A 24,509-nucleotide genomic window follows, 5' to 3' on the forward strand; every position below is an offset into this window, starting at 1 on the left:
CGCCGTCGCAAGAAAGCTCCTTACGATCCTTAACGCCATCATCAGGGACGCAAAGCCATGGCGCACACAAAACGCTTGATCGCCAAGACAGTCGCTGAGGAGCCGCCGCAGGCGGCGTCTCGAAGGACGAGGGTGAGGAAAGATACGCGAAAATCGTCCTCGTCCTTCGAGACGCGTGCTGCGCACGCTCCTCAGGATGAGGAAGCCCTTTACCTGATCGCCTGAGGAAGGAAGCGGGCCGGGACGCCGGCCCGCTCACGCCGGGCGCTTAGTCGCTATCGAGCCTGTAACAGGAAAAATCGCGATCGGTGAAGCCGGTGCGCCAGTCTTTCAGATCGTAACGGTAACCCGGCGGATAGGGGAATCGACAGTCTCCCGCATAGGCGGGCGGCCGGGCCCTTCCATACCAGCCGGGCTGGCCTGGAGAATAGCCTGGGGACTGCGCCAAGGCGGCCGTGGCGCTGATCAGCGCCAAGCCGAGTGCGCCGGCGAAGAGCTGTCGCGTCCTGGCTTGCATCGCGCGCCTCCCGTCGAATCATTAGACGCGAGAACAACCCGGCGCTTCGCGGGATGTTCCGGCGGCATGGGAGCGCGGCTATTTTTGCGGGCATCTCGCGCATTGGCGCCACGCGCGCTGCAGGGGGCTCCGCCCGCTGGCCCTTTGGCCGCAACTCGTGTAGTCCATCCCGTAAATGAACCAGGAATCCGAAGGCAAAAAGCGCGGCATGTTCTCCCGCCTGTTTGGCGGCGGCCAGAGCGCGCCCGCGCCTGAGGCGGCGCCCGAAGCGGCGCCCCGAGAGGCGGCCCAAGCGCCGCCGGAAGCGCCGCCGGCGGACGAAAAGCGCTCCTGGTGGTCGCGCCTGTCCGGCGGCCTCTCGCGCACCTCGCAGGCGATCACCCAGGGCGTCGCCGACGTTTTCACCAAGCGCAAGCTCGACGCGCTGACGCTCGAGGAGCTCGAAGACGTGCTGCTGCGGGCCGATCTTGGCGTCGGCGCCGCGACGCGGATCACCGAGGCGGTCGGCAAGGCGCGCTACGAGCGGGATATCGAGCCCGAGGAAGTGCGCGAAATCCTGGCGCGCGAAGTCGAGCGCGTGCTGGCGCCGGTCGCGCAGCCGCTCGTCGTCGACGACAGCAAAGCCCCCTTCATCATCCTCGTCGTCGGCGTCAACGGCTCGGGCAAGACGACGACCATCGCCAAGCTCGCCTCCAGATGGACCGGCGAGGGCAAGACGGTGGTGCTTGCGGCGGGCGACACCTTTCGCGCCGCCGCGGTCGAGCAGCTCAAGGTCTGGGGCGACCGGCTCGGCGCCGAAGTCGTTTCGGGCGCGGAAGGCGCCGATGCGGCGGCGCTCGCCTTCGACGCGATCAGGCGCGCGAAAGAGCAGGGCGCCGACATTTTGCTCATGGACACGGCGGGCCGACTGCAAAATCGCGCCGAGTTGATGGCCGAGCTTGAAAAAATCGTCCGCGTGATGAAAAAAGCCGAAGCCGAGGCGCCGCATGCGGTGCTGCTCGTTCTCGACGCCACCGTCGGACAGAACGCGCTGCAGCAGGTGGATGTTTTCGAGCGGGTCGCCGGCGTCACCGGCCTGGTGATGACCAAGCTCGACGGCACCGCGCGGGGCGGCATTCTGGTCGCAATCGCCGAAACTTACGGCCTGCCGATCCACTTCATCGGGGTGGGCGAAAGCGCCGACGATCTGGAGCCGTTCGCGGCGCGCGACTTCGCAAGGGCGATCGCGGGGCTTGAAGAAACGTCAGAGGCGGAAAGCTAAGAGAGATGACGCAGGAAACGGCCATCGCGGCAAAACGAAAGCTCAATCCCTGGCTGAAGCTGGCGCTGGAACTCGGACCGCTGCTGCTGTTCTTCGTCATCAACTCCAAATATGGCATTTTCGCCGCGACCGGCGTGCTGATGGCCGGCGTCGTCCTGACGCTTGCCGTCTCATGGGCGATCACGCGCCATCTGCCGGCGATGCCGGTGGTCACCGCCGTGCTGGTGCTGGTCTTCGGCTCGCTCACCTATTTCCTGCACGACGAAACCTTCATCAAGCTGAAGGTGACGATCCTTTACACGCTGTTTGGCGCCGGCCTCATCGGCGCGCTCTATTTCGGCAAATTGCTGCTGCCGATCGTCTTCGACATGGCGATCCACATTGACGACGCCGGCTGGCGCAAGCTCACCCTACGCTGGGGCCTGTTCTTTTTCGCGCTGGCGGGGCTTAACGAAGTCCTGCGCCGTATTTTGACGACCGACGACTGGGTGAATTTCAAGGTCTTCGGCATTTTGCCGCTGACGCTCGTCTTCGCGCTGTCGCAGGCGCCGCTGATCATGCGCCACGAAATTCGCCCCGAGGACGAAGACCCCGAAACGCATTTCTGATTTGCGCGCGCGTCTTCGAACTTGATCGCATCGCCGCACGCGCATTTGCGCGCGAATCGCTCCGGCGCGTTCTTGCTCCAACATGAACTTCTCTTAATGATCGGCCGCGCCTCTGCGCCGATGATTTCAAGCGCATGCGCGCCGCCCATCGCGCGCGGGTTGCAATCGACGCGTGTTCGGGCGAAGAGAGTCTTCAGGTTTATGGGGGCTGAGTCGAATCCTTGCCGAGTCTCATCCGCTTTCTGATCATCGTCGGCGCCATCGTCGCGATCGTCTACGGCGTCATGGTCGCGCTCGTCACTTATGTGACGCCGCAACCGCGCCAGATGACCTATACGATCCCGGCGCAGCGGTTGAACAAGTGAAGGCTGTCATTCGTGACGCCTGTGCGGAATGATGCTGGGGAGTTAAGCGCATGAAAGCCGGCGCAGCGCGCCAGCTCGACGCCTTTCTCGACATGCTGACCGCGGAGCGCGGCGCGGCGCGCAACACGCAGGACGCCTATCGGCGCGATCTTTCCGATTACATCGCGCATCTTGCCGAATGCGGCGGCGATCCCGACGCCGCGACGACGGACGACATCCGCGCCTATCTCGCCTCATTGGAGCCGCGCGGCATGTCGGCGGCGACGGTGGCGCGGCGCATTTCGGCGATTCGCCAGTTCCACAAATTCCTCTACGTCGACCGCCATCGCGACGTCGACCCGGCCTCGGCGCTCGATGGACCGCGGATGCGGCGCAGCGCGCCCGGCGTATTCTCCACGGGGGAAATCGATCGGCTGCTCACGGTTGCGAGCGAAGGGCTCGATGACGAAACGCGGCCTGCTGGCGAGCGGCTGCGGGCGGCGCGCCTCTATGCGCTGCTCGAAACGCTTTACGCCACCGGCCTGCGCGTCTCCGAACTCGTCTCGCTGCCAAAAACCGCCGCGCGTTCGCGCGATCCTTTCATCGCCATTCGCGGCAAGGGCGGGCGCGAGCGTTTGGCGCCGCTGACCGATCGGGCGCGCCGCGCGCTTCTTTCCTACCGCAAGCTGCTTGAGGAGATGGCGCCCGAACGCGCCGGCTCGAGCTTTCTGTTTCCCGCCGACAGCGACAGCGGTCATCTGACGCGCCAGGCCTTCGCGCGTGATCTCAAGGCGCTTGCGAGCGCCGCCGGCCTGCCTGCCGCCGACTTGCATCCGCATGCGCTGCGCCACGCCTTTGCGAGCCATCTGCTGCAGAACGGCGCCGATCTGCGGGTGGTGCAGGAACTGCTCGGCCATGCGGACATCTCGACGACGCAGATCTATACGCATGTGCTCGACGAGCGCATGCGGGCGATGGTGCGCGATCTGCATCCGCTGTCGGAGACGACGGAAAAGTTGGGTTGAGCCGCGCTGAGCAGCCTTTGGCGCTTTTTCCGTTGAATGTTGAGGCGCGCCCAACGTAAGCTTTTCCACGCATTTGAGCGACCGAGGAGCGTGGGATGGCGAAGAACGCGATGGACTTTCGGCCCGAGGAAGAGAATGTCGCCTATATCGGCGCCGGCGTGACGCTGAAGGGCGAAATCTCGGCCTCGGATCTCATCATCGTCGACGGCGCGATCGAGGGCGACGTCTCCGCGCGCGTCATTCAGGTCGGGCAGGGCGGCGTCATCCGCGGCCACGTCAGCGCCACGGAAGCCGACGTCAGCGGCTGGATTTCCGATCATATCGAGATCAAGCAACTGCTCGTCGTGCGCGCCAGCGGGCGCGTCGAGGGGAAGATCACCTATGGCGAGATCGAATTGGAGAAGGGCGCCGTGATCGCCGGCGAACTGACCGCGATCGAGGATTATCGCGCCGCGAAGCCGGCGCTGGCGGCGAAGCCCGCCGCTGAACGCGTCGAGATCGCGGGCGCGCCGCCGAAACCCTCTTCGATCGATCGCATCAATGAGGCGGTGCGCGGCGCCAAAGGCGCCAAGGGCGCCCTCTATCTCGCCGCCGAGGGCGAGGCGAAGCGCGTCGCGACGCGGACGCTGCTCGGCCGCAAAACTTCGGCGGGCGGGTGAGGCTGATCCTTGCGCGACAGCTTGCCCGGCGGGCGGCGGCGGTCTATAGAACGCTCCTTCCCGCTCCCTTCGTCTAGCGGTCTAGGACGTCGCCCTCTCACGGCGAAAACAGGGGTTCGAGTCCCCTAGGGAGCGCCAGCCGATCAGCGTTGGCGAAGCCGCGTATGTGCGGTCGCTCGTTTCTCAAATTTCGATTCGGCAAGCCGCGCTCACTCGACGGGCGGATAATAAGCCGTCCGGAACAGAACGCGCGTGGCGTCCCTCGACTCTCGTACGACGGTTTCAGGCGGCAGCTCGCGCAGTTCGTCGGCTGAAAAATTCGCTGGCAATCCCACAGCGACGGCAATCCCGGAAGTGATCGCCTTCCGAATAAGAGGCAGCGGATTCGGTAAAAAATCCCGCCAGCCGAACCGCGTCTTCTTGAAATACTCCGGTCCGCCCCAGGGCGGGTCAATATTCAGCGCATCGAATGAGAGCTTGGGATAGGCCACCATGACGTCGGCGTGAATGAATTCGATGCGCTCTGAGACGCCGTAGATCGCAGCATTACGCTTCGCCATGGACAGCCTGTCGCGATCGACGTCGACGGCGATGACGCGCTTGCCGCATCTGGCGAAGCCGATCGCCGAGCCGCCGATGCCGCAAAAGGCATCCAATACGGCGTGACCGCTCAGGAGATTGCCGATCTCCAGCGCAAAGCGCTCCGGCTTCACCGAAAAGAGGCCCACCTCATCGGTTTCGACGCCCTCATCCCATTTCGAAAACAGCTCGTGACGACGATCCCAATATTTTTGGGTCCGTTCGCCAAAAGGGCTTTTCAGGCTGGTCATCGGGAGTGCAAAGGGGGCGGGAAGCGCAAAGGGGGCTGAGCCTTCAGCACTCGATCACATGGCGCGATCCCAAGCAAGCGCATCACGCCAGTCCCAAACGCCTCGGCTCAAGAAAAAGCGCCCGGCCAGTTTGACCGAGCGCCAAGTCGAGGGGGGAGAGGGGAGCTCCGTGCCGATTGAACCCAGCGGGCTAAGAATTGTTCCAGCGGCGCGGTGTCGGAATGCGCGCTCCCGCGACCGCCCGCCGCCTTGACGAAACGGCTCCGCCTATGCCCATTGAGCGCGATTTTCCGATCGCGCCGGCGCGCCATTGCGCCAGGGAGACATAGCCCATGAACATCCACGAATATCAGGCCAAGGCCGTTCTGCGCGACTTCGGCGCGCCTGTCGCCGCCGGCGTCGCCGTGCTGCGGGCCGAGGACGCCCGCACGGCGGCCGAAAAGCTTCCCGGCCCGGTCTATGTGGTGAAGGCGCAGATCCACGCCGGCGGGCGCGGCAAGGGCAAGTTCAAGGAAGCGAGCGCGGGCGACAAGGGCGGCGTGCGCATCGCCAAATCCATCGACGAGGCCGAGGCCTTCGCCAAAGAGATGCTGGGCGCGACGCTGGTGACGCAGCAGACCGGCGAGGCCGGCAAGCAGGTCAACCGCCTCTACATCGAAGACGGCGCCGACATCGACAAGGAATTCTATCTCTCGATGCTGATCGACCGCGCGACCTCGCGCATCGCCTATGTGGTCTCCACCGAAGGCGGCATGGACATCGAAAAGGTGGCGCATGACACGCCCGAAAAGATCGTGACCTTCTCGGTCGATCCGGCGACGGGGCTGATGCCGCATCACGGCCGCCAGGTCGCCGCGGCGCTCGGCCTCACCGGCGATCTCGCCAAACAGGCGGGCGCACTGACGGAGAAGCTCTACGCCGCGTTTGTGGCCAAGGACATGGAGCTTCTGGAGATCAATCCGCTGATCGTCACCAAGGACGGCAGACTGCGCTGCCTCGACGCCAAGGTCAGCTTCGAAAACAATGCGCTCTATCGCCATCCCGACATGGTCGAGCTGCGCGACAAGAGCGAGGAGGACGAGAAGGAGATCGAGGCGTCGAAATACGACCTCGCCTATATCTCGCTCCCCGGCAACATCGGCTGCATGGTCAATGGCGCCGGCCTCGCCATGGCGACGATGGACATCATCAAGCTCTACGGCGAGTTTCCGGCCAACTTCCTCGACGTCGGCGGCGGCGCCACGACCGAGAAGGTGACGGCCGCGTTCAAGATCATCACCGCCGATCCGAACGTGAAGGGCATTCTGGTCAACATCTTCGGCGGCATCATGCGCTGCGACACCATCGCCGAAGGCGTGATCGCGGCCGTGAAGGAAGTGGGCCTCAAAGTGCCGCTGGTCGTGCGGCTCGAGGGCACCAATGTCGACCTCGGCAAGAAGATCATCAACGAGTCCGGGCTGAACGTCATACCCGCCGACGATCTCGACGACGCGGCGCAAAAGATCGTCGCCGCGATCAGGCAGGCGTAAGCTTTCCTTTGGGCTTCTCCCCTCGAAGGGGAGAAGCCCTGCCGGGATTTCTTCCGCCTTGCGTCATTGGCCCAAAAGGGCCATCTTTAGGCGCGACCTTGGACTTTTAGGCCGCTGTTCCCCGTGGGGGCGGCCTTTGCGCGCGATCGTCGCCTTTTAGGGAAGCGCCTGTGCCCAAATCAGCTCTTCTGTTTGCGTCTCCGGCCAGCCGCGCGAGACGCGCTCTGGCGCGCCTGTCGTGCGTCTTGCTTGCCGGATCGGGCGCCTTCGGGCTCTCCTGCGACAGCAGCCTCGCGGCGCGGGAAAATATCGTCGTCGCGCGGCCTTTCGCGGTCGGCTCCAGCCTGTCGGGCAATTATCTCGCCGCGATCGTCGCCGGCGCGCAGCGCGACACGCTCGCCGCCTCGACCTTCTTTCGCGAAGCCCTGCGCGACGATCCCAAAAACTCTGATCTCGCCGACCGCGCCTTCGTCGCGGCGCTCGCCAACGGCAATATGTCGGAGGCGCTCTCGCTGACGAGCCGCGTCATCGCGCATGACCGCACGAACGGGCTGGCGCATCTCGCCCGCGGCGTCGATCAGATCAAGAACCGCAAATACGCCGCGGCGCGCGCCGAGCTCGCCAAGGGCGGTGGCGACCGTCGCCGCGACATCACCTCGACGCTGCTCTCCGCATGGAGTTACGCCGGCGCCAAGGACACGCGTCACGCCCTCTCTACGCTCGATACGCTCACCGACGACGCCTTTGTGGTGTTTCGCGACTATCATGCGGGCCTGATCGCCGATCTCGGCGGCGACAAGGCGGAGGCTGAAAAGCGCTTCAAGTCCGCCTACAACGCCGAGAAGAACACGCTGCGGCTTGTCGACGCCTATGCGCGCTTTCTCGCGACGCGTGGGCGGCGCGACGAGGCGAAGCAGCTCTACCTCGCCTTCGACGAGGTCGCGCCCAATCACCCGATCGTCGTCGCCGGCCTCGCCGCGCTTGAGGAGGGCAAGCCGCTGCCGCCCTTCGTGCGCACCGCCGACGAAGGCGCGGGTGAAGTGCTGTACGGGCTGGGCGCCGTCGGCGGCCGCCAGGGCGACGATCTCGCCTCGCTGATCTATCTGCGCCTCGCTTTGCATCTTGCGCCGGAGAACGCTCTCGCCATCGTCACGCTCGGCGACGTTTATGAGCGCATGAAGCAGGAAGAGGCCGCCATCGATCTTTATCAAAGCGTGCCGAAGGACAGTCCGCTGCGCGTCAACGCCGACGTGCAGGCGGCGCTTCTGCTGGAGACGCTCGGCAAAACCAAAGAGGCGAGCGAAAATCTGTCCGCGATCGTCGCCGCCAACCCCAAGAATCAGGAGGCTTTGACGGCGCTCGGCAATCTTCAGCGCTCGCGCAAGGCTTTCGCCGACGCCGCCGTGACCTATACGCGCGTGCTCGATTTGCGGTCCAAGGCGGACAAGAGTCTGTGGCTGCTCTACTATTATCGCGGCATCGCCAATGAACGGCGCAAGGATTGGCCGGCCGCGGAAGCCGATCTCAAGAAGGCGCTGGATCTCAATCCCGACCAGCCGCTGGTTTTGAACTATCTCGGCTATTCTTGGGTCGACAAGGGCTCCAATCTCGACGAAGCCTTCAAGATGCTGCGCCGCGCCGTCGATCTGCGGCAGCGCGACGGCTATGTCGTCGACAGTCTCGGCTGGGCCTATTACCGCCTGGGGCGCTATGACGACGCCGTGCGCGAATTGGAGAAGGCGATCGACCTGAAGCCGTCAGACCCGGTGATCAACGACCATCTTGGCGACGCCTATTGGCGCGTCGGCCGCAAGCTCGAAGCGCATTTCCAGTGGAACCATGCGCGCGACCTCAATCCCGAGCCCGACGAACTGCCGAAGATTCTCGACAAGATCAACCACGGCATGTCGGACGCGCCGACGCTCGCCCATGACAAGGCGGCGCGGAACGGCGGGTGATTACCCCTTCTCGCCCGCCATCTCCAGCACGACGCGCCATTCTTCGTCGCTCACCGGCTGCACGGAGAGGCGCGAATTGTTGACGAGGACCATGTCCTTGAGGCGCGGCTCGGCTTTGACCTCGGCCAGCGTCACCGGCTTTTTCAGCGCCTTCACGGCCTTCACATCGACCATGCCGAATTTGCCGCTCTCGTCGGTGTGATCGGGATAATAGGTCTTGATGATCTCGACGATGCCGACGACTGCCTTGTCCTCGTTCGAATGATAGAAGAAGCCTTTCTCGCCCTTCTTCATCGCCATCAGATTGAGTTTGGCCGAATGGTTGCGCACGCCGTTCCAGAACGTGCCCTTGGCGCCGGCCTTCACCTGCTGATCCCAGGACCAGCTCGACGGCTCGCTTTTCAACAGCCAATGCGCCACTAGAGCTGCGCTCCCACCACGCGTTTCCAGGGTTTCAGCTCCACCGAGGCGAAGAGGCCGGCGGCGGCGTAAGGGTCTTCGCTGAGCAGCGCGCGGGCGGCGGCCTCGTTCTCGCAGTCGAGAACGAGCATGGAGCCGACCGGCGTCTCGCCGTCGAGAAAGGGGCCGCCGAGCTTCACGCGCGCGGCGTGCTTGTCGAGGAAGGCGAGATGCGCGGCGCGGGTCGACATGCGCAGCTCGACGTGATCGGGCTTATCCAGGCAAAGGGCGACGAAGAACACAAGCGGCCTCGCGTAAGCGTGACGAATGCGCAACTTGTTCCAAAGCGCGCGACGCGGGTCAACAGCGCCGCCGACGAAATTGCGATTTCATGTTCGAGGCCGAGGCCTTCGGGAAGGGCGCGGCGCGCTTTAGGCGCGCTTTGCCGGCGCCTCAAGCTCCTGCGCGACGACGCGGTCGCCAAAATCGATGATCGCTTCGCGCAAAGCGGCGATTTCGGCGTCGCTCGCCGCGACGGGAACGACGGACAAACCCTTGGACCCGTTGGCGGCGCGGCGCAGATTGGCCCGCTCCGCGCGCAGCGCCTCGACGGCGCCCTGCAGCATGGCGTTGTCGGCGCGCGCCGATTCGAGCTTTCCGGCGGCGTCGTTCGCTTCGGCGCGCGCCACGCGCAGCGCCCCTTCCAATTGGTCGCCGTCGCTCTTTTGGCGTTCTTCAGCGGCTTTGAGCTGCGCCCGCGCCGCGTCGAGCTCGGCGGCGAGCGTCTCTCCCAGCGTGCGGGTCGCTGCAAGTTCGCCCGAAATGCGCGTCAGCAGATCTTCAAGCTCCGTGGCCCGCGCGCCCGACTGTGCGGCGCGCACATGCTCGTCGCGCAAGACCTGCAGCTCGCGCTGCATCTCGCCATTGTGCTGATGCAGCGCCGCTACGCGCGACTCATAGGCGGCGACGAAACCGTCCAGCTGCGCCCCGGCGCCTTCGTCCTGCGCCGACGTCTCCGACCGAATCAGGCGCAGTTGCGCGACGCGGCCTTCGGCGCGGTCGGTCATTTCATGCAGCGCTCTCTCCGTGGCGTTCAAAAGCTCGGTGCGCTCGCCCAAAACCTTCTCCGCCTCATTGACGCGCAGGTTCATGTCGCGATTGTCGGCTTCGGCGCGATTGAGCTGCGTTTCGAGTTCGGCGAGCCGCGCGACATGGCGGCCGACCGTCGCGAGATCGTGCGCCCGCGCGGTTTGCATCGTCTCCATCGCTTGTTCGAGCCGCCGCTCGCGCACGGCGAATTCCGCGCGCAGCAGATCGCGCTCGGCGACGACTTCCTCCATCGACATCGGCGCAAGCATCTGCAGCCGTCGCATCGAAAGACGAAGCGCGCGCCGCCAGAAAGCGGGGAGGAACATCAAGGCGAAAAGCCCGGCGACGAGGAAGCCGAGCGCGAAATACATCGCTTGTTCGATCAAGACGCAGCAATCCTTGATCCGTCTCAAGGCGGACGGCGCTGCGGATTCTGCCACGTAATGACGCGGAACGCAAAGCACGAGGTACGGTTCGTCGGCTCGGCGTCGCCAACGACGACCGCGGCTCGCGGCGTCGTCCATTTGGATGACGACTTTCCCCGCAGCGGACCGCAGAACGGCGGAAGCAACCGCCGCGGGCGTTGCTCGCGGCAAGCAGGAGAAGCCAAATGACGTTATCCGCTGGCGTTTTTTGCGGTGGCCGCGCGCGCGGCGCGCCGCGATTGCGGCGGGCTCGCCGATGAGCGCCATGCGCTGTCCCGGCGCGCCCGCGCTTCCTTTCGGCGACCCGGCCGAAAGGAGCCCGCAAGACGCCAATGAGAGAGTCTTCGCCACCACGCTTGCGGCGGATGAAAGCTTTCTCGCCGCCGCGCAAACGCAGGCCGCGCCGGCTACGCGCATCCGATTCGCGCCGACGTGCGTTGAAAACGACTGCGCGCATTGGAGCGGCGGCGGATGCGCCTTGCTCGGCCGCATCGCACAGCTGCTCGCCGAGGCGGGCGCGCCGGTGAAGCCGAGCCCGGCCTACGACTGCAGCATTCGTCATGATTGCCGTTGGCGCCGGCAGCGCGGCGACGAGGCCTGCGGCATTTGCGGCTTCGTCGCCAGGAAGCCGCTCGATCCGTCTCCGCCCCGCGCGGGCGCGAGCCGCCAGCCGGTCCTTTGAACGGGGCCCTTCTGAACGGGGCTCTTCTGAACGGCGCTTTTGGCGTTACGTCGGCGCGTCCGATCGGATCAGAACGGGTTCCAGGTCGATTCCGGCGTGAATTTCAGATAGCCGAGATTAAGGCCCAGGCGTGCGCCAAGTCCCGAGCGCACCGGCATGACGACGACCTCGTCATTGTTGAGCGCGGTAAATCCGAGGCCGCCGACGAGATAGGCTGATCCGGCGGCGCCGGAGAACCGCCGATAGATGGAATCGACGGACGGCAGATTATAGACGAGCATCATCGTCCGGGCGCCGTCGGCGCCGGCGTCGATGCCGATCGAGGGGCCTTGCCAAAACACGCGCTGATGACCGGCGTTGCGCGTATACATTGTGCCCTCGCCATAGCGGAGCCCGCCGACGAACGCGCCGCCTGCCTCCTGGCCAAGGATGTAGGCGTTCGGACTGCCCCACTGCTGCGACGCGCGCTCGACGCCTTCGGCGAGGCCGCGGGAAATGGAGCCGAAAAAGCGGTGGCCGTTCTCGACGATCTCACCGCTGGAATAGGTTTCAGGCCGCTGCGCCGCGCGCGCGAAAGAAGCAGGAGCCGCCCACGCGCAGGCCGAGGCGGCGGCGAGGCGAAACAGGTCGCGGCGCGAGGCGGCGTTGAACGAAGGTTTGCTCATGACGACGAACTCCAGGACGAACGTGTTCAAGCGCCATGCGTCGGCGTCAACGATGGCCGACCCGCGGCGCAGTTGCGTCGCAAAGGCGACAGGCGGGTTTGCGCCCGCTAAAGTCGCGCGCCGTAGTTAAGGAAGCGTTGCGGCGGCTTCGAGCGCGGCCGCGTCGGCCCAGGCGATGAACGGACCATTGCGATAGTCGTCGGCCTTCTTGCCGTAGCGCAGCGGCGCGCCGTCCGGATCGAGCGTGACGCCGCCGGCCGCGCGCAGCACGGCGTCGCCCGCGGCGGTGTCCCATTCCATCGTCGGTCCGAAACGCGGATAGACGTCCGCCTCGCCGTTGGCGAGCAGGCAGAATTTAAGCGAGGAGCCGACGGGCGCGCTGCGCGCGATGCGCTGTCGCGAGAGAAACGCCTTCGTCGCCTCATCGAGGTGAGACTTCGAAATCAACGCGACCAGTCCTTCGGCGGGACGCGGCCGCGCGCGCAGCGGACGCCAGTCCTGCGATGGCGGCAGCGATCCGCCAGGGACCGCCCGCGCCTCATAACCGTGCGCGCCGGCGAACCAGACGCGACCTTGCGCCGGCGCGTAAACCGCGCCGACGCGCGTCGCGTTCTTCTCGGCGAGCGCCACATTGATGGTGAACTCGGAGCTGCGGGCGAGAAACTCGCGCGTGCCGTCAATCGGATCAATCAACAAAAAGGCGTCGCCGGCGCCGAGCGTCTTGCCGCGCGAGACGCTCTCCTCGGCCAAAAAGGGCACGCCGGGCAGCGCCGTTTCCAGTTCGCGGAGCAGATAGGCCTCAATGCGCTCGTCCGCCTCGGTCACCGGCGACGTATCGCCCTTGAGGCGCGACTCGATCTTCGGATTGGCCAGCGTCTCCATCGCCAGGGCGCCCGCCGCAACTGCGATGTTCGCGAACAGGCGGGCGAGGTTTTCGATGTCGTCGAGCGCGCCCGCCGACTGAAAAATTTTCTCCGCCGCCATCGTTCGATTCCTCAATGTTTGTTTACGATTCAGGTGCGTGTCATTTGCAATCCGCGCGGCGACCGCTAGTTTCGTTTTAGCCTGAACGCAGTGATTCGCGCGCCGCGTCAGTCCGCCGCGCATCATACAGGAAGATCGAACCAAGCTTCCTTCAGACGTCGCCGCCTTCACCCGCTTTGGATGGCATCATGACCAAATTCTCGCTCGACCCTCTCGATCTTGCCGCGCTCCTGTCCTCGCGGGTCTGTCACGACGTCATTTCGCCGGTGGGCGCCATCGTCAATGGTCTTGAAGTGCTCGAGGAAGAGAAGGACGCCGAGATGCGCGGCCATGCGCTGGCGCTGATCAAATCCAGCGCCAATGAGGCGTCGGCGCGGCTGCAGTTTTGCCGGCTCGCCTTCGGCGCCGCGGGTTCGAAAGGCGCGTCGATCGACACGGGCGACGCCGAGCTGGTGACGCGCCAGCTGATCGCCGACGAGCGCACGCAGCTCTTTTGGAGCGTTCCGCGCGTGCTGATGTCCAAGAACAAGGTCAAGCTGCTGCTCAACCTCTGCGTCTTGGCCGACGCGGCGATTCCGCGTGGCGGCGTGATCGCCGTTAGCTCAACGGGCGAAGACGATCGGGTGACGTTCAGGATCGAGGCGAAAGGCGTCAATGCGCGCGTCGCGTCGAACGTTCCGCGCCTGCTCGAAGGCGAATCGGAAGAGGGCGCGATCGACGCACGCGCCATTCAGGCCTATTACGCCGGTCTCGTGGCCAATTCCTGCGGCATGCAGGTCGTGGTTTCCAGCGAGCCGGAACTTGTGACGATTGACGCGGTCCCTGTCCAAGCGGCGGCGGGGATGGATGCGTCGACAGAGAGCGCCGTCGCCTGAAGCCGGAGCTGCGGACCCGCGCGAGACCCGCGCGGATCCTGCCAGTTTTCGACGAAGCGTATCCGTAAAGCGCAGACGACTAATCGGCGCGGGTGCTTCGCTGAGTCGCGCGCGGCAGCGCCTTGGCGTCGCGCAGATGGTTCTCCAGCGTCGGTATGGCGCTCTGCGCCCATCGCTTTAGCTCAGGGTTCTGGCCGGTCTTGGCGTAGCTCTCGAAAAGCTTCACCGCCTTCTCGTGTCCGTCGATTTGCTGTGTCCGGAAGCGCTCTTCAAAGCGCGCGCCAGTCGTCGAGGACAATTGCTGCAGAAGATTCTGGTGTTCCTTATCGAGCGCGTTCGGAGCGTTAAGCCGGTCTCGCTGGACGATCGGCCTCAGTTCGTCGTCCATGTTCGTATGATCTCTCACGATCCTACGGGCATAGTCGAGAAACTCCTGAGTGTTCGCCTTGTTCTGAGCTTCGCGTCCGGCCTGGATTTCAAAATTGTTGATGTTCCAGGCCTTATCCAGGAAGTTCTGAGTCGTGGCGTCCGGTCGAACTGTTCGGGTCGTAGTGGCTGTTGAGCCCGATTTCGGCCAAGTCGCGGCAAGCGTGTAACTGGGCGCCATAAGCGCAAGCGCCATGGCGCCGGCCAGCAGGGGTTTCCTCATCTTCGTCTCCTCGACGTTCGCCCCCGCACCGTAAACCGATCGCGCACACGCCTGTTCCGCGAGATGCTTCAGGTAACAAAAAGAAAACGCCGCATCCTCGGACGCGGCGTTTTGCATTGCGCTCGTGAACGCGCTTTTGCTTCAACGTTGGCGATCGCGCCGTATCAGGCGGTGATGCGTTCTTCCGCTTCGCTTGGCTCGCGCAGCACATAGCCGCGGCCCCAAACGGTCTCGATGTAGTTGCGGCCTTCGCTGGCGTTGGCGAGCTTCTTGCGCAATTTGCAAATGAACACGTCGATGATCTTCAATTCGGGCTCGTCCATCCCGCCATAAAGATGATTGAGGAACATCTCCTTGGTCAGCGTCGTGCCCTTGCGCAGCGAGAGCAACTCCAGCATCTGATATTCCTTGCCGGTCAGATGCACGCGGGCGCCGCTGACTTCCACCGTCTTCTGGTCGAGATTGACGATGAGGTCGCCGGTGATGATGATTGATTGAGCGTGGCCCTTCGAGCGGCGGACGATGGCGTGAATGCGCGCGACGAGTTCGTCCTTATGAAAAGGTTTCGTCAGATAATCGTCGGCGCCGAAGCCTAGGCCCTTCACCTTATCTTCGATGCCGGCGAGTCCGGAGAGAATGAGGATCGGGGTCTTCACCTTGGCGACGCGCAGCGTGCGCAGCACCTCATAGCCGGACATGTCGGGCAGGTTGAGGTCGAGAAGAATAATGTCGTAATCATAGAGCTTGCCGAGGTCGATGCCCTCTTCGCCGAGATCGGTCGTATAGACGTTGAAGTTCTCGGATTTGAGCATGAGCTCAATACTTTGAGCCGTCGCGCTGTCGTCTTCGATCAATAAAACGCGCATGTTGGTTCCCCACCGAGCTCCATCGTCCGCGACCGACCGCGCGAAGGACGCGCGCCGGCGGCCGGCGAGTGTCCTCGCCCCAGCGACCCGACCGACCTTCCAGCGAAGGTAAGCGGAATTGGTTAATAAACCTTCACTTACGCCTCAAACGCGGCCCTAAATCTTAATCTTGGGCGGTAAGCAAGGCGGACGCGTCACGCTACGTCTGGAAGGACACGGACAGCGACGCGAATCACGCGTCATTTCCAATCTATACGCCGCGGCGAGTCCGGGGGGCAAAGACAAAATACGCGGCGCGTAACGAAATGCGCGGACGCCCCCGCGAAGCATCGCGCGCGCGATCCTCGCCGCATCTGCGTCGTGATTTGGTCCCATCCGCGGCGCCAATGAGGCGGGGGCGACGATAGGCTTGCGATGAGCGCCGCTTGCCAAACTGAGACGACTGGTCGTATTATGACGTCATGAGCCGACGCGACGTCAAAGAGCTGAGAGAGAAGCTTCTGGATCGGGGAGTCGCGCTCCTGATGGAGCAGGGCTATCACGGCACCGGGCTGCAGGAGCTGGTCAAGAGCGTCGGCGTGCCGAAAGGCTCCTTCTATAATTATTTCGAAAGCAAGGAAGCCTTCAGCGCCGAGGTCGTCAAACATTACATCGATCCGTTCATCAAACGGCTCGACGCGCAGCTTCAGCGCAAGGATCTTGGCGCCGCGGCGGCGCTGCGCGCCTACTTCGATGAGCTGATCGAAGAGACGGAGCGCTTGGATTTCCGGGGCGGGTGCCTGCTTGGCAATCTTATCGGCGAGATCGGCGACACGAGCGATCGCTGCCAGACGTCGCTGCGCGAGGCCGTGCACCGCTATCGCGACAAGCTGCGCGAGGGAATCGCCCGCGCTCAGCGGGAAGGCGGTTTCCGCACGGACATGGACGCGAAGGAAATGGCCGACCTTCTCGTCAATTTCTGGCAGGGCGCGCTGCTGCGCATGAAGATCGAGCGCTCGGTGCGTCCGCTGACGCAGTTCTGCGACATGCTGCTCAACGGCTACTTCAAGGCGTGATCGATTTGCGCCCGAGTGAGACGACCGGTCATATCAGTTTGGGCTCTAAGTAGGGAAAAGACGATGCCGAAATTCATCATCGAACGGGAGATCCCCGGCGCCGGGAAGATGACGCAGGCGGATCTCCAGGCGATTTCGCAGCGCTCCTGCGCCGTCCTGCGCGCGCTCGGCCCGCAGACGCAATGGGTCGAAAGCTATGTCACCGACGACAAGGTCTACTGCGTCTACATCGCCGAGAACGCGGCGGCGATCAAAGAACATGCGGAGCAAGGAGGCTTTCCGGCCAACCGGATCAGCGAAATCAGGGCGATCATAGACCCTGCGACGGCCTGACCAATAAGGGAGAGTGGTTGAATGAAGAGTTTGCCGTTGCGCGCAGCAGTGTGTGCGCTTGTATCCGCCTGGGCGCTTGCGCCGGCTGTCGCGGATGAGACCTGCAACTCGCCTTTCATGAGCGGGCTGATCAAGGGGCAGGAACAGTATCTCCACGTCTGGACGCTCGGCGAGAAGGGCGTCGGCGATGGATCCGACAAGCTCGTCACGATCGACGTCATTCCCGGCTCCGCGACCTATGGCAAAGTGATCCACGCGATTTCCGTCGGCGGGCGCGGCGAAGCGCATCACATGGGATTTACCGACGATCGCAAATATCTCTGGGCCGGCCGTCTCGACGACAGCAAGATTTTCATCTTCGACGTCGGCTCCGATCCCTCGACGCCGAAGCTTGTCAAAACCATCGACAATCTCGCCGAGAGCACGGGCTATGTCGGCCCGCACACGTTCTATGCGCTGCCCGGCCGCATGCTGGTGCAGGCGCTTTCGAACAAGAAGGATCACGGCGGCGTCACCGGGCTGATCACCTACAACAACGCCGGCGAACTCGTCACGACGACGCCGATGCCGCTCACTGACGGCGGCGACGGCTATGGCTACGACATCGCCATCAATCCCGCCCAGAACCGCATGCTGACGTCGAGTTTTACGGGCTGGACCAACTACATGATGGATCTTTCCCAGCTCATCCAAGACGATTCCGCGATGAAGAACTTCGGGAACACGATGGTGATGTGGGATTTGAAGGCGATGCAGCCTTTAAAGGTGTTTTCCGTTCCCGGCGCGCCGCTCGAAATTCGCTGGGCGCTGAAGCCGGGCGCCAATTGGGCGATCACCGCCGGCGCGCTCACCTCGAAACTCTACCTGATCAAAGAGGACGACAAGCACGAGTGGCAGGCGAAAGCCGTCGCCGACGTCGGCGATCCATCCAAAATTCCCTTGCCCGTCGATATCTCGATTGCGTCCGACGCATCGTCGCTCTGGGTCAACACATTCATGGACGGAACGGCGCGGCTCTTTGATCTTTCCAATCCGGAAGCGCCGAAACAGGTCTATGCGAAAAAGATCGGCGCGCAGGTGAATATGGTCTCGCAAAGCTGGGACGGGAAGCGCGTTTATTTCACGACCTCGCTGCTCGCCAATTGGGACAAGAAGGGCGCCGAAAACGAGCAGTTCCTCAAGGGCTACTCATGGGACGGGAAGGAGCTTAGGGAAGATTTCGTCGTCGACTTCCATAAGGAGGGACTCGGCCGCGCGCATCATATGAAATTCACCGCGCGCGCCCAGAAGGCCGAGCTGCCGTGACGAGCGGAGCAAAATACGCGAAGGGCGCCCGCGCGCCTTTCGCCGCGTTCGTCGGTCTCGCGCTGCTTTTGGCGACGCTCTTGACCGCACCCTTGATCGCACCCTTGGCCGAGCCGCTGCGCGCGGCTGAGACGCGCGCGCAGGCTACCGCCGCCGGCGCCGCCCATCTCCCGCGGCCGGGCGCTTATGTTCTTCAGCGCATTCAGCGCATGCCCGATGCGCAACTGCTCGACGCCGAGGGCAGGGCGACGCAGCTCTCCTCACAGACGCGCGGCGCGGTGACGGCTCTCGCCTTTTTCTATGCGCATTGCGTCGATCCGGCAGGCTGTCCTCTCGCCTGGTCGACCTTCGAGACTGTCGCGCGCGACGCCAAAGACGATCCGCTGCTCAAATCGAGATTGCGGCTTGTCTTCGCGAGTCTCGATCCTGAGCACGATACGCCCAAGGTCATGCGTCTGCTGCAAACCAGCGAGAACGAAGTCGACAGGGTTCCCTGGGCGTTTATCACCAGCCGTTCGCTGAGCGATCTCTCGCCGCTGGTCGCGCAAATGGGTCAGGACATCGCTTTCGAGACCGACCGGGCTGGGCGGCGTTCGGGCGCGATCAATCACATGCTCAAAGTCTTTCTCGTCGATCCCGACGGCTGGGTGCGCGAGATCTACAGCGCCGCCTTCCTCACGCCCGAAACCCTGCTCAATGACGCGCGAACGCTCGCCATAGAGTTTCCGGAGGCGGACAACCGGCCGAAGGAGCGCTGAGATGCGCCGCGCCGCGCCGGCTTTTCTTGCCCTTTTTCTTGCCCCGATGCTTTTCGCCGCGCCAGCGGGCGCGCAGGAGCCGTCGCCGCTGGGGCTTCCGCCCGTCCCCGCCGCGGTCGCGGGCGCGCCGGCCATGCGCAGGCTCGGCGAAAAGCTGTTCTTCGACCGCAGCCTCTCCGCGAACGGCACGTTGTCCTGCGCCATGTGCCATATTCCGGCGCAGGGCTTCGCCTCCAATCAAAGCGCGCTCTCGATCGGCATGGAGGGGCGGTCGCTGCGGCGCAACGCGCCCTCGCTCTATAATGTCGCCTTCAAGAAATTCCTGTTTCACGACGGCCGCGAGACCGATCTTGCCGCGCAGGTCTGGGGGCCGCTGCTCGCGGCCGACGAGATGGGCAATGCCGGGATCGGTCCGCTCGTCGCCCGGCTTCGCGCCGACGCCGAATATGGGCCGTTGTTCGAGGCGGCCTTTCCGGGCGAGGGCGCGACGATGATGACGCTGGGGCGCGCCATCGCCGCCTATGAAGCTTCGCTGCTGCGCGGCGGCGGACGATTCGATCGCGCGGTCTATGGCGGCCAACGCGCGGCGCTGACGCCTCAGGAATGGCTAGGCTACGAGCTTTTCATCGGCAAGGCGGGCTGCGCCGCCTGCCATCTGATCGGAGCTGAGACGGCGCTCTTTACCGATCAATCCTGGCACAATACCGGGGTCGGATTTCGGACCGGGGCGGCGGGGGGGAAAAGGCTGGTGCAGCTCGCGCCCGGCGTTTTTCAAAATGTCGACCTCGCGGCGGTCGGCCTCGCTCAGACCGGCGCGCCGAATGACGTCGGCCGTTTCGAGATCACCAATGCGCCCACGGACCGATGGGCCTATACGACGCCGATGCTGCGCGGCGTCAGCGAAAGTTCGCCCTACATGCACGACGGAAGCTTGAGGACGCTCGCGGAGGTTGTCGAGTTCTACGATGGCGGCGGGGGAGCCAATCCATCGCTCGACCCGAAAATCCGTCCGCTGGAGCTGACCCCAGAAGAAAAAACCGCGATCGTCGTCTTTCTCGAGGCGCTCTGAATCGCGACCGGCGGATGGGAACTCGCCGAGCATCGGTCGCGTCGCATTTGGTCGTTTTCGCGAGGCGCCGGCGCAAAACCGGCGGGACGAACATTGACTTGAACGTGCGCTTTCTCCTATATGCCTGCGATCGGCGCCGCTCCAAAAGGGGCGGCGAATGTTTTGTGACGGCTGCGCGTCGTCGGGAACGCCGAAGCATTTTTAAGCCGTCTGCGGCGAGGTCGTCGACGGCGACAGCAAGACGAGCGCGAGAGCGGGCGTAAGTCCCTTTCGCCAGCGGAGAAGAACGGTGAAAAGGACATTTCAGCCCAGCAAGATCGTGCGCAAGCGCCGTCACGGCTTTCGCGCCCGCATGGCCACGGTCGGCGGCCGCAACGTTATCGCCGCGCGGCGCGCCCGCGGACGCAAGCGTCTCTCGGCCTGATACGGCTCTGAACGGACGAGGCGGATGACTGCATGAAGGCGCAAGTCCCCGCCGAAGATGAGACGTCCCCGCGCCCGGAAACGCTGCGCCGGCGCGGAGATTTCGTGCGCGCGGCGCGCGGCGCGCGCGTCGCAATGCCCGCCTTTACGGTGCAGATGGCGCCGCGGGAGCTCACGGACTCGCATGCGCCGGCCCGTTTCGGCCTTACCGTTACGCGGAAGGTCGCGGGCGCGGTGGGTCGCAACCGCATTCGCCGCAGGCTGCGCGAGGCGCTGCGGCTCGGCGGCGCCCTTGGCGCGAAGCCCGGCCGGGATTACGTCTTCGTCGCGCGGCCCGTGTCCCTCTCCGCGCCATTCGCCGAACTGCTCGCGCAGATGACTGAAGGACTCGCCAGGTTGAACGATCGCGGCGCGGCGCGCCCGAGACGCAAACAGGAAGACAGGCTTACGCGGCCATGAGTGAAAACGTTAAGAACATGATCCTCGCCGCGGCGTTGTCGCTGGTCTTCATCGGCCTGTGGGACTATTTCTACGCCTTCCCCGAGATCGACAAGCAGCGCCGGGCGCAGACGCAGCAGGAGCAGCTTGCCAAGGTTCCTCAGCTCGGCGCGCCCGAGCGGGTCACAGCCGGCCAGCCGCCGGTAAAGGCCGCGCCCAAGAGTCTCGCCCAAGCGCTGGCGCTGAGCCCTCGAATCGCCATCGACACCAGATCAATCTCCGGCTCGATCGCGCTGAAGGGCGGGCGCATCGACGACGTCTCGTTGAAGAATTATCGCGAGACCGTCGACCCCTCGAGCCCGATCATCACGCTGCTCTCGCCCGAGGACGGGCCCAACCCCTATTACGCGGAACTCGGCTATCTGACCGCGGAAACGGAGAACGCGCCGGTTCTGCCGACCACCGAGACGCTGTGGACCACGAATTCCGATAGGCTGACCGCGACGACGCCGGTGACGCTCACCTGGGACAATGGCCAGGGCCTCGTTTTCAAACGCGTCATCTCGGTGGACGACGAATATCTCTTCACTATCCAGGACAGCGTCGAGAACAAGGCGGGCGCCCCCGTCACGCTTTATAATTACGCGCGCGTGAGCCGCGTCGGCCACCCGCCATCCGCGGGCTATGCGGCGTTGCACGAAGGCTTCGTCGGCGTCGTCGGCGAGACGGGAGAGGAAGTCACCTACGACAAGATCGAGAAAGAGGACAACGCGGTCAAGACCTACAAGGGGGTCGGCGGCTGGGTTGGGCTGACGGACAAATATTGGGCGGCCGTGGTCGCTCCCGACCAGAATCTGCCCATGGAGGCGCGCTTCGCCTCGATGGGCGGCGCGGTGAAAACCTATCAGGCCGATACGGTCAGCGACCAGAAGACCATCGAACCCGGGAAATCAGCGGAGACGACGACCTATGTCTTCGCCGGCGCCAAGGTCGTCGACGTGCTCGACGCCTATAAGGCCAATCCTGGCCTGAAACGCTTCGATCTTCTGATCGACTGGGGATGGTTCTACTTCATCACCCGGCCGATGTTCCGGCTGATCGACTTCCTTTACAAGCTCTTGGGGAATTTCGGCCTCGCCATTCTGGCGGTGACCGTTATCGTCAAGCTCGCCTTCCTGCCGCTCGCCAACAAAAGCTATCAGTCGATCGCCAAAATGAAGGCGATTCAGCCAAGAATCAAAGAGCTGAAGGAAAAATACGGCGACGACAAGCACAAGTTCAACATGGAGCAGATGGAGCTCTTCAAGCGGGAGAAGGTTAACCCCGCGAGCGGCTGTCTGCCGGTGATCGTGCAGATCCCGGTGTTCTTCTCGCTCTATAAGGTGCTGGTCGTCACCATCGAAATGCGTCATGCGCCGTTCTTCGGCTGGATCCGGGATCTCTCGGCACCGGACCCGACCAATGTCTTCAACCTGTTCGGGGTGCTGCCTTTCGACCCAACGCATGTCGCGATCTTCGGCCCCTATCTCGCGCTCGGCGTCTGGCCGTTGCTGATGGGCGGCTCGATGTGGCTGCAGATGAAGATGAATCCGGAGCCTGCCGACGAGATTCAGAAGACGATGTTCGCCTGGATGCCGGTGATCTTCACATTCACCATGGGCGGCTTCGCCTCCGGCCTGCTGATCTACTGGACGTGGAACAATCTCCTGTCCATCGTGCAGCAGGGCGTCATCATGAAGCGCGCCGGCGTGAAGTTCGAGTTTTGGGACAATCTGCGCAAGACGTTTCAGCGCGCTTAGGGACGGCAGTCGGGCTTAGGCAGTCGGCAGTAGACAAACCGACTGCCGATTGCCGATTGCCGATTGCCGATCTCATGCATGAAGCAGCACAGACAGATTTCGCGGAGCAGGGCCGCCTTCTCTTTGCCGGCCCCTGCGACTTCATTTTCGCGAGCGCCAAGGCGAGCGATCTGCCGGTCATCGGCCCGCCGGAGATCGCCTTCGGAGGGCGCTCCAACGTCGGCAAATCCTCGCTCCTCAACGCCTTGACGAACCGTAAGACGCTCGCGCGCGTCTCCAACACGCCGGGACGGACGCAACAGCTCAACTTCTTTGCGCTCGGCGGCGCGCCAGGCGCGGAGCGGCTGCGCCTCGTCGACATGCCGGGCTATGGCTACGCCGCCGTCGGCAAGGAAAAGGTCGCGAACTGGTCGCAGCTGATGCGCGACTATCTGAAGGGGAGGGCCAGCCTCGCCCGCGTCTTCGTGCTCGTCGACGGGCGACGCGGCGTGAAGCCTCTCGACGAAGAGATGTTCGATCTCCTCGATCAGTCGGCCGTCTCCTATCAGGTCATTCTGACCAAGCATGACGAATTGAAGATCGCCGAGCGCGACGAGGTCCTCGCCGCAACGATGAAGGCGCTGGAGAAGCGTCCCGCCGCCTTTCCTGAAGTGATTTTCACCTCGGCGCACAGCGGTGAGGGAATTCCCGAACTTCGCGCCGCGATCGCGAAGCTCCTGGCCGAACGAAACGCTTGAAAGCGACAGCCGCGGCGGGCTAGGTCAATTTAGAACCCCCACCCCAACCCTCCCCCGCTTCGCGGGAGAGGGAGTAGATTCGGCGCTTTGTAGAGGTCGCTCACGCCGCTCGTTAGCGTCCCCTCTCCCATTCGAAGTCGGCTGTTGCCGACTTCAGGGTCGATGCGTAAACCGGGAACACCCGGTTTACGAAGCGGGGGAGGGACAGGGAGGGGGCGTTTTTGACGCAGCCTTCAGTCAGGATTCCAGATGAACGACGCCGTCGACACCGCGCTCCAGCAAGCCCGCATTCTCATGCAGGCGCTGCCGCATATGCTGCGCTACGACGACGCCATCGTCGTGGTGAAATACGGCGGACACGCCATGGGCGACGATCAGGTGGCGCGCGATTTTTCGCGCGACATGGTGCTGCTCGAACAGTCCGGGGTGAATCCCGTCGTCGTGCATGGCGGCGGGCCGCAGATCGGCGCGATGCTGAAGCGGCTCGGCGTCGAGTCGCGCTTCGCCGATGGCCTGCGCATCACCGACGAAGAGACGATGGACGTCGTCGAAATGGTGCTCGCCGGCTCCATCAACAAGCAGATCGTCGGCTACATCAATTCGGAAGGCGGACGCGCCATCGGGCTGACGGGCAAGGACGGGCGCATGGTCACCGCCAAAAAGATCGAACGCCCCGACGGCGTCGACCTCGGCTTTGTGGGCGAACCCGACAAGGTCGACACGACCGTGCTCGATCAGGTGCTGGGTCGCGAACTCATTCCGGTGCTGGCGCCCGTCGCCGAAGGTCCGCGCGGCGAAAGCTATAACGTCAACGCCGACACCTTCGCCGGCGCCATCGCCGGCGCGCTTCACGCCAAGCGTCTCATCTTCCTCACCGACGTGCCGGGCGTGCTCGACAAGGACAAGCAGATCATTCAAGAGCTGAAGGTCGGCGATATTCCCGGCCTGATCGCCGAGGGCGTAATCACCGGCGGCATGATTCCGAAGGTCGAGACCTGCATGTACGCCATCGAGCGCGGCGTCGAGGGCGTCGTCATTCTCGACGGGAAACTGCCGCACGCCGTGCTGATCGAGTTGCTCACCGATCACGGCGCCGGCACGCTGATCACGCGGTGAGCGAGGAGGCTCTCATCCGTCGCCGCTTCGTGGCGACGCCTTCTCCCGCGAACCGGAGAAGGAAGAACGGCGACGCTTCGCCTTGCGTTTGCGGCGATGATTGGCGCTTGC

General features: G+C 64.0%; 28 protein-coding genes and 1 tRNA gene. 20 read left to right on the top strand and 9 right to left on the bottom strand.

Annotated features, from left to right (window positions below):
• Positions 1–268 precede the first annotated feature (268 nt).
• Positions 269–517, bottom strand: a complete 249-nt coding sequence (locus tag ACR65W_RS01595) for a hypothetical protein (protein ID WP_434501105.1) — start codon at positions 515–517, stop codon at positions 269–271.
• 175 nt (positions 518–692) lie between these two features.
• Here ACR65W_RS01595 and ftsY point away from each other — a divergent pair, with 175 nt between their 5' ends.
• The 6 genes from ftsY to ACR65W_RS01625 all read left to right on the top strand — a co-directional run bounded on the left by ftsY (position 693) and on the right by ACR65W_RS01625 (position 4,552).
• Entirely contained in the window at positions 693–1,778 is a 1,086-nt protein-coding gene (ftsY, locus tag ACR65W_RS01600; RefSeq protein WP_434501103.1) for a signal recognition particle-docking protein FtsY, read from the top strand.
• Between the two features lie 5 nt (positions 1,779–1,783).
• Positions 1,784–2,386, top strand: a complete 603-nt coding sequence (locus tag ACR65W_RS01605; protein ID WP_434501102.1) for a septation protein A — start codon at positions 1,784–1,786, stop codon at positions 2,384–2,386.
• Between the two features lie 221 nt (positions 2,387–2,607).
• Positions 2,608–2,751: an oxidoreductase gene (locus tag ACR65W_RS01610; protein WP_434501101.1), complete on the top strand. Its 144-nt coding sequence runs from the start codon at positions 2,608–2,610 to the stop codon at positions 2,749–2,751.
• Between the two features lie 50 nt (positions 2,752–2,801).
• Positions 2,802–3,755 carry a tyrosine recombinase gene (locus tag ACR65W_RS01615; RefSeq protein ID WP_434501100.1) on the top strand — a complete coding sequence of 318 codons (954 nt, stop codon included), beginning with the start codon at positions 2,802–2,804 and terminating at the stop codon, positions 3,753–3,755.
• Between the two features lie 95 nt (positions 3,756–3,850).
• Positions 3,851–4,414 (top strand): bactofilin family protein, encoded by a 564-nt coding sequence (locus tag ACR65W_RS01620; RefSeq protein ID WP_434501099.1) that lies wholly within the window; start codon positions 3,851–3,853, stop codon positions 4,412–4,414.
• Between the two features lie 62 nt (positions 4,415–4,476).
• A tRNA-Glu gene (locus ACR65W_RS01625) sits at positions 4,477–4,552 on the top strand.
• Positions 4,553–4,623: 71 nt separating this feature from the next.
• Here ACR65W_RS01625 and ACR65W_RS01630 read toward each other — a convergent pair.
• Complete coding sequence (locus tag ACR65W_RS01630; protein ID WP_434501097.1) at positions 4,624–5,244, bottom strand: methyltransferase domain-containing protein; 621 nt, start codon at positions 5,242–5,244, stop codon at positions 4,624–4,626.
• A 332-nt stretch (positions 5,245–5,576) separates the two neighbouring features.
• Between ACR65W_RS01630 and sucC the strand changes: the two genes are divergently transcribed.
• Both sucC and ACR65W_RS01640 read left to right on the top strand, forming a co-directional pair.
• The gene (gene sucC, locus ACR65W_RS01635; protein ID WP_434501096.1) at positions 5,577–6,773 is read left to right on the top strand and encodes an ADP-forming succinate--CoA ligase subunit beta; all 1,197 of its coding nucleotides are present in this window, start codon (positions 5,577–5,579) and stop codon (positions 6,771–6,773) included.
• Positions 6,774–7,018: 245 nt separating this feature from the next.
• Positions 7,019–8,731 carry a tetratricopeptide repeat protein gene (locus ACR65W_RS01640; RefSeq protein ID WP_434501106.1) on the top strand — a complete coding sequence of 571 codons (1,713 nt, stop codon included), beginning with the start codon at positions 7,019–7,021 and terminating at the stop codon, positions 8,729–8,731.
• Here the strand turns inward: ACR65W_RS01640 and ACR65W_RS01645 are convergent, their stop codons facing one another.
• The 3 genes from ACR65W_RS01645 to ACR65W_RS01655 all read right to left on the bottom strand — a co-directional run bounded on the left by ACR65W_RS01645 (position 8,732) and on the right by ACR65W_RS01655 (position 10,605).
• On the bottom strand, positions 8,732–9,151 hold the full coding sequence (locus ACR65W_RS01645) for an EVE domain-containing protein (RefSeq protein WP_434501095.1): 420 nt from the start codon (positions 9,149–9,151) through the stop codon (positions 8,732–8,734).
• The gene (locus ACR65W_RS01650) at positions 9,151–9,432 is read right to left on the bottom strand and encodes a YciI family protein (RefSeq protein ID WP_434501094.1); all 282 of its coding nucleotides are present in this window, start codon (positions 9,430–9,432) and stop codon (positions 9,151–9,153) included. The genes ACR65W_RS01645 and ACR65W_RS01650 overlap by 1 nt, the downstream gene beginning before the upstream one ends.
• Positions 9,433–9,561: 129 nt before the next feature.
• Positions 9,562–10,605, bottom strand: a complete 1,044-nt coding sequence (locus ACR65W_RS01655) for a hypothetical protein (RefSeq protein ID WP_434501093.1) — start codon at positions 10,603–10,605, stop codon at positions 9,562–9,564.
• A 142-nt stretch (positions 10,606–10,747) separates the two neighbouring features.
• Between ACR65W_RS01655 and ACR65W_RS01660 the strand changes: the two genes are divergently transcribed.
• Complete coding sequence (locus ACR65W_RS01660) at positions 10,748–11,326, top strand: hypothetical protein (RefSeq protein ID WP_434501091.1); 579 nt, start codon at positions 10,748–10,750, stop codon at positions 11,324–11,326.
• A gap of 68 nt (positions 11,327–11,394) precedes the next feature.
• Here ACR65W_RS01660 and ACR65W_RS01665 read toward each other — a convergent pair whose 3' ends face one another.
• Complete coding sequence (locus ACR65W_RS01665) at positions 11,395–11,991, bottom strand: DUF1134 domain-containing protein (RefSeq protein WP_434501090.1); 597 nt, start codon at positions 11,989–11,991, stop codon at positions 11,395–11,397.
• Positions 11,992–12,117: 126 nt separating this feature from the next.
• Positions 12,118–12,975, bottom strand: a complete 858-nt coding sequence (gene cysQ, locus ACR65W_RS01670; protein WP_434501089.1) for a 3'(2'),5'-bisphosphate nucleotidase CysQ — start codon at positions 12,973–12,975, stop codon at positions 12,118–12,120.
• Positions 12,976–13,163: 188 nt separating this feature from the next.
• Between cysQ and chpT the strand changes: the two genes are divergently transcribed.
• Entirely contained in the window at positions 13,164–13,850 is a 687-nt protein-coding gene (gene chpT / locus ACR65W_RS01675) for a histidine phosphotransferase ChpT (RefSeq protein ID WP_175095703.1), read from the top strand.
• Between the two features lie 79 nt (positions 13,851–13,929).
• Here the strand turns inward: chpT and ACR65W_RS01680 are convergent, their stop codons facing one another.
• The gene (locus ACR65W_RS01680) at positions 13,930–14,499 is read right to left on the bottom strand and encodes a DUF4142 domain-containing protein (RefSeq protein ID WP_434501088.1); all 570 of its coding nucleotides are present in this window, start codon (positions 14,497–14,499) and stop codon (positions 13,930–13,932) included.
• A gap of 164 nt (positions 14,500–14,663) precedes the next feature.
• Positions 14,664–15,365 carry a response regulator transcription factor CtrA gene (ctrA, locus tag ACR65W_RS01685; protein ID WP_018407261.1) on the bottom strand — a complete coding sequence of 234 codons (702 nt, stop codon included), beginning with the start codon at positions 15,363–15,365 and terminating at the stop codon, positions 14,664–14,666.
• A gap of 461 nt (positions 15,366–15,826) precedes the next feature.
• Here ctrA and ACR65W_RS01690 point away from each other — a divergent pair, with 461 nt between their 5' ends.
• The 10 genes from ACR65W_RS01690 (at position 15,827) to argB (ending at position 24,398) form a co-directional block, all read left to right on the top strand.
• A complete protein-coding gene (locus tag ACR65W_RS01690; RefSeq protein ID WP_434501086.1) occupies positions 15,827–16,420 on the top strand; it encodes a TetR family transcriptional regulator C-terminal domain-containing protein in 594 nt (197 codons plus the stop codon).
• A 63-nt stretch (positions 16,421–16,483) separates the two neighbouring features.
• The gene (locus ACR65W_RS01695) at positions 16,484–16,753 is read left to right on the top strand and encodes a DUF4242 domain-containing protein (protein ID WP_424374424.1); all 270 of its coding nucleotides are present in this window, start codon (positions 16,484–16,486) and stop codon (positions 16,751–16,753) included.
• A gap of 21 nt (positions 16,754–16,774) precedes the next feature.
• Entirely contained in the window at positions 16,775–18,058 is a 1,284-nt protein-coding gene (locus tag ACR65W_RS01700; RefSeq protein ID WP_434501085.1) for a selenium-binding protein SBP56-related protein, read from the top strand.
• Positions 18,055–18,816 carry an SCO family protein gene (locus ACR65W_RS01705; RefSeq protein WP_434501083.1) on the top strand — a complete coding sequence of 254 codons (762 nt, stop codon included), beginning with the start codon at positions 18,055–18,057 and terminating at the stop codon, positions 18,814–18,816. The genes ACR65W_RS01700 and ACR65W_RS01705 overlap by 4 nt, the downstream gene beginning before the upstream one ends.
• 1 nt (position 18,817) lies before the next feature.
• Positions 18,818–19,885, top strand: a complete 1,068-nt coding sequence (locus ACR65W_RS01710) for a cytochrome-c peroxidase (RefSeq protein ID WP_434501082.1) — start codon at positions 18,818–18,820, stop codon at positions 19,883–19,885.
• A gap of 289 nt (positions 19,886–20,174) precedes the next feature.
• Positions 20,175–20,309, top strand: a complete 135-nt coding sequence (gene rpmH / locus ACR65W_RS01715; RefSeq protein ID WP_083858773.1) for a 50S ribosomal protein L34 — start codon at positions 20,175–20,177, stop codon at positions 20,307–20,309.
• 32 nt (positions 20,310–20,341) lie between these two features.
• Entirely contained in the window at positions 20,342–20,767 is a 426-nt protein-coding gene (gene rnpA / locus ACR65W_RS01720; RefSeq protein WP_434501081.1) for a ribonuclease P protein component, read from the top strand.
• The gene (gene yidC / locus ACR65W_RS01725; RefSeq protein WP_434502223.1) at positions 20,764–22,545 is read left to right on the top strand and encodes a membrane protein insertase YidC; all 1,782 of its coding nucleotides are present in this window, start codon (positions 20,764–20,766) and stop codon (positions 22,543–22,545) included. The genes rnpA and yidC overlap by 4 nt, the downstream gene beginning before the upstream one ends.
• Positions 22,546–22,619: 74 nt before the next feature.
• The gene (gene yihA, locus ACR65W_RS01730; RefSeq protein ID WP_434499540.1) at positions 22,620–23,282 is read left to right on the top strand and encodes a ribosome biogenesis GTP-binding protein YihA/YsxC; all 663 of its coding nucleotides are present in this window, start codon (positions 22,620–22,622) and stop codon (positions 23,280–23,282) included.
• 249 nt (positions 23,283–23,531) lie between these two features.
• Entirely contained in the window at positions 23,532–24,398 is an 867-nt protein-coding gene (gene argB, locus ACR65W_RS01735; protein WP_196400827.1) for an acetylglutamate kinase, read from the top strand.
• Positions 24,399–24,509: the final 111 nt, after the last annotated feature.

It is taken from the genome of Methylocystis sp., from assembly GCF_051062815.1.
GTDB lineage: Bacteria > Pseudomonadota > Alphaproteobacteria > Rhizobiales > Beijerinckiaceae > Methylocystis.